Origin of the sequence: Bacteroides pyogenes, from assembly GCF_014196225.1 — a bacterium.
GTDB classification, from domain to species: domain Bacteria; phylum Bacteroidota; class Bacteroidia; order Bacteroidales; family Bacteroidaceae; genus Bacteroides; species Bacteroides pyogenes_A.
On record NZ_JACIDI010000021.1, the window covers coordinates 46,254 to 53,148 of the forward strand.

At 40.6% G+C, this 6,895-nt stretch carries 9 protein-coding genes and 1 tRNA gene; all 10 read left to right on the top strand.

The window, feature by feature from the left end; all coding sequences use genetic code 11:
• Positions 1-555: 555 nt before the first annotated feature.
• Entirely contained in the window at positions 556-1,239 is a 684-nt protein-coding gene (locus GGR07_RS12165; protein WP_021647300.1) for an energy transducer TonB, read from the top strand.
• Positions 1,240-1,325: 86 nt separating this feature from the next.
• Positions 1,326-2,300, top strand: a complete 975-nt coding sequence (locus GGR07_RS12170; protein ID WP_021647299.1) for a polyprenyl synthetase family protein — start codon at positions 1,326-1,328, stop codon at positions 2,298-2,300.
• A 15-nt stretch (positions 2,301-2,315) separates the two neighbouring features.
• Positions 2,316-3,005, top strand: coding sequence for a hypothetical protein (locus GGR07_RS12175; protein ID WP_034543671.1), 690 nt, complete (start codon positions 2,316-2,318; stop codon positions 3,003-3,005).
• 19 nt (positions 3,006-3,024) lie between these two features.
• Complete coding sequence (locus GGR07_RS12180; RefSeq protein WP_034543674.1) at positions 3,025-3,801, top strand: TatD family hydrolase; 777 nt, start codon at positions 3,025-3,027, stop codon at positions 3,799-3,801.
• Between the two features lie 120 nt (positions 3,802-3,921).
• Positions 3,922-4,009 (top strand) — tRNA-Ser (locus GGR07_RS12185).
• A 71-nt stretch (positions 4,010-4,080) separates the two neighbouring features.
• Complete coding sequence (locus GGR07_RS12190) at positions 4,081-4,872, top strand: MotA/TolQ/ExbB proton channel family protein (protein ID WP_021647296.1); 792 nt, start codon at positions 4,081-4,083, stop codon at positions 4,870-4,872.
• A 6-nt stretch (positions 4,873-4,878) separates the two neighbouring features.
• A complete protein-coding gene (locus GGR07_RS12195; RefSeq protein WP_021647295.1) occupies positions 4,879-5,364 on the top strand; it encodes a hypothetical protein in 486 nt (161 codons plus the stop codon).
• A gap of 38 nt (positions 5,365-5,402) precedes the next feature.
• A complete protein-coding gene (locus tag GGR07_RS12200) occupies positions 5,403-5,996 on the top strand; it encodes an ExbD/TolR family protein (protein ID WP_021647294.1) in 594 nt (197 codons plus the stop codon).
• Positions 5,996-6,469: an ExbD/TolR family protein gene (locus GGR07_RS12205; protein ID WP_021647293.1), complete on the top strand. Its 474-nt coding sequence runs from the start codon at positions 5,996-5,998 to the stop codon at positions 6,467-6,469. Before GGR07_RS12200 ends, GGR07_RS12205 begins: the two co-directional genes overlap by 1 nt.
• A gap of 243 nt (positions 6,470-6,712) precedes the next feature.
• On the top strand, positions 6,713-6,895 hold a 183-nt coding region (locus GGR07_RS13800; protein WP_221213969.1), incomplete at its 3' end, for a hypothetical protein.

Sequence of the window (6,895 nt, forward strand, 5' to 3'; positions counted from 1 at the left end):
AATTGTTTTATAGCGAGAGTCTACACATAGATTAAGGGTATGTCGGTTTCAGCCCGGAGCATGGAACTTTCGGATGGAGAGGTACTATGCAGCCTGTATGCCGGCATTGAACTTCAGACTGTAGCGTGGAATTTTCGGTTCTCCTTTACGGGAGCGCCTCATGAACGTGTGTGATGGATGAATATAGAGGCGACCGGTTGAACGTGATAGAAATGCACATCTTTATATCAATGAGAGTATTCGCTTTCACTCCAGTCACAATTTGTGTTCGCTTTTTCTGCAATTAATTAAAGTAGTCTGAGAATAGCTTGTGAATAGTTTTCTCTTTTTATCTGCTTTTCCAAACGTTTCAGAACCAGGATAAATCGCTTCAAGTGCAGGTCTTTGGATTATTCCTGAAGGATTTAACTTGCATCTTTTCTCCTGCGAACCTTAAAAAAAATAAAAAGCAATTCGAAAAGGGGGAATAAAGAAGTCGGTTATTTGAAAATGTATTATATTTGCCCGAAGACAAATAGCTGAAGACACATTTTTTATCATTATATTAACAAATTTATGGAAGTTAAAAAATCACCCAAAGCAGACTTGGAAGGCAAAAAGACCACTTGGCTGCTCGTTGGTTACATGGTTGTATTAGCTTTTATGTTCGTGGCGTTCGAATGGTCGCACCGTGACATTAAAATTGATACCAGCCAAGCTGTGGCCGATGTCGTGTTTGAAGAGGAAATTATTCCGATTACCGAAACCCCCGAACAGCAGGCTCCACCTCCTCCTGAAGCGCCGAAGGTGGCCGAGCTTCTGGAAATTGTAGATGATAAAGCTCAGGTAGATGAACCTACAGCTATTTTCGATGAAGACAATGCTCCGAAAGTTGAAGTGAAATATGTCCCTGTACAAGTTGTCGAAACAGAGCCGGAAGAACAAACGATTTTCGAAGTTGTAGAGCACATGCCGGAGTTCCCCGGCGGGCAGGCCGCTTTAATGCAATATTTGGCAAAGAATATCAAATATCCCACTATCGCTCAGGAGAATGGAACGCAGGGACGTGTGATCGTGCAGTTTGTAGTAAACAGAGACGGTAGTATCGTAGATGCAAAAGTTGTTCGCAGCGTAGACCCTTATTTGGATAAGGAAGCGCTTCGTGTGATTAATACGATGCCTAAATGGAAGCCGGGTATGCAACGCGGTAAACCGGTGCGTGTAAAATATACGGTTCCTGTAATGTTCAGATTGCAGTAATCTTATATCACGTCACAGATAAATAAAGAGGCTGCTCGAAAGCAGCCTCTTTTTGTTCATCACATTTTTATATTATTTTCATTATCATGTTTACAGCCTCCCAGATTCTCGACAAAATAAACAGCCATATTGCCGCACTTCAATTCATCCGTACACCTGAAGGACTTTACCAACCGATCGAATATGTTCTCTCTTTGGGAGGGAAAAGGATACGTCCGGTACTGATGCTGATGGCTTATAATTTATATAAAGAAGATATTGCTTCGGTCTATGCCCCTGCCACCGGAGTGGAAGTATATCATAACTATACGCTTCTGCATGATGACTTGATGGATCGCGCAGATTTGCGAAGAGGAAAACCTACTGTTCATAAGATTTGGAATGATAATACGGCTATATTGTCCGGTGATGCAATGCTGGTTATGGCGTATCAATACATGACAGACTGTGCTCCTGAATATTTAAAAGAAGTTCTCGACCTGTTCAGCCGCACTGCACTTGAAATTTGCGAAGGACAGCAGATGGATATGGAATTCGAATTCCGCAAAGATGTGTCGGAAGCTGAATACCTCGATATGATTCGTTTGAAGACTGCGGTATTGCTTGCTTCTGCTTTAAAAATCGGTGCAATTTTGGCTGGAGCATCCGCTCTGGATGCTGACTTTTTATACCAATTCGGTGTACGGATAGGGATTGCTTTCCAATTGCGAGACGATTTGTTGGATATATATGGAGATACGGAAGTCTTCGGAAAAAAAATAGGTGGAGACATTCTTTGTAACAAAAAAACTTATATGCTCATTAAAGCCCTTGAACGTGTAGATGAACTGGAACGAAAAAACTTGAACTTTTGGCTGGATGCGGAGACGTTTGATCCGGTTGAGAAAATCCAAGCGGTGACTTCTATTTATGATCGGTTGAATATCCGGAAAATCTGTGAAAACAAGATACGCGAATACTACGATCTGGCTATGGAGAGCTTAAATGCTGTAAGTGTGATCGAAGAGAAAAAATATGAATTGAAAAATGTAGTGAAACTTCTCATGTATCGTGAGATATAAACAACTGAAAGAGGTATGCCTTACAGACGATTGCCAAATACTGATCAAGCCAGAGTGAGAGCGTTGAAAGCAGCGGTCAGCAAGGGAGATGTATATTCTGTGAACGACTTGGCTATCTCGTTGAAAACTCTGTTTGAAGCCCGTAACTTTTTGTCGAAGTTCGAAGCGGCACAGATCTATTATGTCCAGTGTTACGCTGCACAGTCTAAAGCCAGTCGCAAGCATCAGGCAAATGTCAGGACGGCGAGGCTTTATATATCACATTTTATACAAGTGTTTAATTTAGCCGTGCTTAGGGATGAAATTAAAGACTCGCAAAAAGAACTTTATGGCTTGCCGGATGTAAACGCAGTGCCCGATCTGCTTAGCGAATACGCATTAATAGAATGGGGGGCAAGAATAATAGAAGGAGAACAGCGGCGTATTTCGCAAGGAGGGATACCCATTTATAATCCTACTATTGCGCGTGTGAAAGTGCATTACGATATTTTTCTCGACAGCTATGAACGACAGAAAAACTATCAGGCTGCCACAGCCCGTAGTTTGGAAGATCTTGCATCTATGCGGGGGCGTGCCGACGAATTGATTTTGGATATATGGAATCAGGTGGAGTCTAAGTTTGGAAAAGTCCAACCCAATGAAAGCAGATTGGAGAAATGCCGGGATTATGGTTTGGTATATTATTATCGTTCCGGTGAGAAATGAATAGGTAAAAGTGACTTTTATGTTAATAGATACGCATTCCCATCTTTTTTTAAATGAGTTTTCAGAAGATTTGCCGGAAGTAATGGAGCGGGCGCGCTCTGCCGGAATCTCTCATATTTTTTTGCCTAATATAGATAGTACGACTATTGATTCGATGCTGGCTGTCTGTGCCGAATATCCGGAGTATTGTTATCCCATGATCGGCTTACACCCTACGTCGGTCGATGAGTGGTATGAAAACGAATTGGAAATAGTTCGTAAGCGACTTGGAAAGTCTAAGCAGTTTGTTGCTATCGGTGAGATCGGACTCGATTTTTATTGGGACAAGACTTTCTTCAATCAACAGCTGGCAGCGTTTGAAAAGCAACTGGAATGGGCGGTCGAATATGATTTGCCTGTTATTATACACTCGCGCGATGCATTCTCTCATATATATAAAATAATGAAACGGTTTGAGTCTATACCGCTTACCGGAATATTTCATAGCTTTACCGGAACTGCTGAAGAAGCAACTCAACTTCTCGAATTTGAGAGGTTTATGTTAGGTATCAATGGAGTTGTAACATTTAAAAAATCTACTCTGCCGGAGGTTTTGTTATCCGTTCCGTTAGAAAGGGTGGTTCTTGAAACAGACTCCCCTTATCTGACTCCGGTTCCGAACCGGGGAAAACGAAACGAAAGTGCAAATGTAAGAGATATATTGTTGAAAGTGGCGGAAATTTATCAAATGACACCAGAGTATGTTGCAAGGGTAACTTCCATGAATGCCTTAAAAGTGTTTGCATTCTGCAAATAAGGACGGAAAGGTTTTAAAATATATTAATTTGGTACGTTTATTCAAGATAAAAGAGAGATAATGCTTCATGAAAAAAAAAAAAAGGATACATTTGTAGCTGAAAATCCGAAAACCCCGTAGGGAGAGATGCTCGAGTGGTTGAAGAGGCACGCCTGGAAAGCGTGTATACGCCAAAAGTGTATCGGGGGTTCGAATCCCCCTCTCTCCGCAATTGGAAAATTAATGAGAAATAAATACAAAATAACAATTAATTAATTAATCTTAAAAATTAGACACACAATGAAAAAGTTATTTGCAATTGTTGCTGTGGTTGGAGCCATGACATTTGGCACAACTCAATTTGCTCAGGCCCAAGAAGATCCTGCTACTGAACAGGTTGCCGACCAACAGGTTGCTGCTGAAACTGTAGCTGATACTGCTTCAGGAGAGGGTGGCATTCATAAGGAACTTAAGGTGAAATTCATTGAAGGAACTGCTTCTTTCATGAGTTTGGTAGCTATTGCTTTGGTTATTGGTTTGGCCTTTTGCATTGAACGTATCATTTATCTGAGCTTAGCCGAAATCAATGCAAAGAAATTCATGGCATCTATAGAAGCTGCTTTGGAGAAAGGTGATGTGGAAGCTGCTAAAGATATTGCTCGCAATACAAGAGGTCCTATCGCTTCTATTTATTATCAGGGGTTGATGAGAATCGATCAGGGTATTGATGTTGTTGAAAAGTCTGTTGTTTCTTACGGTGGCGTACAAGCCGGTTACCTCGAAAAAGGATGTTCTTGGATTACACTGTTTATCGCTATTGCACCTTCACTCGGGTTCTTGGGTACTGTAATCGGTATGGTGCAGGCTTTTGATAAGATCCAACAAGTGGGTGATATTTCTCCGACAGTTGTGGCCGGTGGTATGAAAGTTGCCTTGATTACTACTATCTTCGGTTTGATAGTTGCTTTGATTCTTCAGGTGTTCTACAACTACGTTCTTTCGAAGATCGAAGCTCTTACAAGCGAAATGGAAGACTCTTCCGTATCTTTGCTTGACATGGTAATCAAATATAATTTGAAATACAAAAAATAATCTGAGATGAGTAAATTAACATATAAAGTTTCGTACTACATTCTGTATGCGATGTTTGCTGTCATTCTGATTGTCTTGGGTCTGTTTTACTTCGGTGGAGACGCTCAAGGCGCAGAACTCATTCCGGGTGTAGATCCCGAAATGTGGCAGCCGGCTCAAACCAATGCCTTACTCTTCTTGGTGTATGGATTGCTTGGTTTGGCCATTGCAGCTACTCTTGTCGCTGCTGTATTCCAATTTGCATCAGCTATGAAAGTTAGTCCTGCAAATGCTATAAAATCTTTGCTTGGATTGGTACTTTTAGTTATTGTTCTCGTTGTGGCTTGGGCCATGGGTGATGGTACGCCGATGAATATCCAAGGTTATGGCGGAACGGATAATGTTCCTTTCTGGTTGAGGTTGACAGATATGTTCCTTTATACTATCTATACTTTGCTGTTTGTGACGATTGTTGCAATCATTGTAAGCGGTATAAAGAAAAGATTGTCCTGATTAATTCAAAGGGATATTCAATTTAATAAGTAATTACAATGGCAAAAGGAAAAAGAAAAGTTCCTGATATTAACTCAAGTTCTACGGCAGATATCGCTTTCTTGTTGCTTATCTTCTTCTTGATTACGACATCAATGGATACAGACCGTGGTTTGGCAAGATTGTTGCCTCCGCCACCTGAAGAGCAAGATCAGCAGAATACGGATAAAATCAAGGAACGCAACATTTTGCAGGTGTATCTGAATAAGGATGACGCCTTGATGTGCGGAAATGATTATATCAGTATCGAACAACTGAGAAAGAAGGCCAAAGAGTTTATTGCTAATGTTAATAATGAAGAGTCTAAACCGGAGAAAACACAAAAGGATGTAGCGTTTTTTGGCCCGTCTCTTGTTAACGATAAGCATGTAATTTCTTTGCAAAACGACCGTGGTTCTTCCTATCAGGCATATATTAGTGTGCAGAATGAATTGGTTGCTGCATACAATGAGTTAAGGAATGAATTGTCTCAATCCAAGTTTCAGAGAAATTATGCTGATTTGAACGAAGAGGAACAAAAAGCTGTTCGTGAAATCTTCCCGCAGCGTATTTCAGAAGCAGAACCTAAAAAATACGGAGAAAAAAAGAAGTAATGGGAAAATTTAATAAAACTGGTAAACGTGAGATGCCGGCGTTGAACACTTCTTCTTTGCCTGACCTAATCTTCACCTTGTTGTTCTTCTTTATGATTGTAACAACAATGCGTGAGGTAACTTTAAGGGTGCAGTTTAAGCTTCCGGTAGGTACTGAACTTGAAAAATTGGAGAAGAAATCGCTGGTGACGTTCATTTACATTGGTGAACCGACTCAGGAATATCGTGCTAAAATGGGTACTGAAAGCCGTATACAATTGAACGACAGCTATGCTGAGGTTTCAGAAGTACAGGATTTTATCTTTCAGGAACGTTCTAGTATGAGTGAAAGCGATCAGGGAAATATGACAGTTTCTTTGAAAGTCGATCAGAAAACGAAGATGGGTATTGTGACAGATGTGAAGAATGCTCTTCGTAAAGCTTATGCGCTAAAGATCAACTATTCTGCCACGCAACGGAGCGAACAGAAGTAATAGTTGAATTGATATTATAAAAAGAGAGGGCAATAGACGGCCCTCTTTTTTTATACATAATTTCTGAAGCAGCGGGTTGCCGCAGATTCGGAGGTGTATGAAGATTCGAATGCCGGATACTGCGGCGGAAACTCCAAGGCTATGGAGCGATCATTTTGTTTCCCACCGGGGAAACAAAAGTTTCAATAGTGGGAAATAAAAGCTTCAATAGCCGGAAACAAAAGTTTCAATAGATGAAACCACATGGAACTGTGGTTTAATGTTTTTAGTTGTGGTTTAATGTTTTTAGTTGACCACTTTACGGCTTATTTTCAAAGTCGGTTGACTCAGTTCAATACTTCGGTAAATTTTTACCGAAAAATTAAAAGTCAAACAATAGAACCGGCAAAAGTCGGTTCGAAAACACTAAAGAGGTCATTGAAATGT

Excerpts from the sequence above, each read along its gene's own strand:
- GGR07_RS12165 (WP_021647300.1), top strand. The coding sequence starts at position 556 with ATGGAAGTTAAAAAATCACCCAAAGCAGACTTGGAAGGCAAAAAGACC.
- GGR07_RS12200 (WP_021647294.1), top strand. The coding sequence starts at position 5,403 with ATGGCAAAAGGAAAAAGAAAAGTTCCTGATATTAACTCAAGTTCTACG.
- GGR07_RS12190 (WP_021647296.1), top strand. The coding sequence starts at position 4,081 with ATGAAAAAGTTATTTGCAATTGTTGCTGTGGTTGGAGCCATGACATTT.
- GGR07_RS12195 (WP_021647295.1), top strand. The coding sequence starts at position 4,879 with ATGAGTAAATTAACATATAAAGTTTCGTACTACATTCTGTATGCGATG.
- GGR07_RS12180 (WP_034543674.1), top strand. The coding sequence starts at position 3,025 with ATGTTAATAGATACGCATTCCCATCTTTTTTTAAATGAGTTTTCAGAA.
- GGR07_RS12170 (WP_021647299.1), top strand. The coding sequence starts at position 1,326 with ATGTTTACAGCCTCCCAGATTCTCGACAAAATAAACAGCCATATTGCC.
- GGR07_RS12175 (WP_034543671.1), top strand. The coding sequence starts at position 2,316 with ATGCCTTACAGACGATTGCCAAATACTGATCAAGCCAGAGTGAGAGCG.
- GGR07_RS12205 (WP_021647293.1), top strand. The coding sequence starts at position 5,996 with ATGGGAAAATTTAATAAAACTGGTAAACGTGAGATGCCGGCGTTGAAC.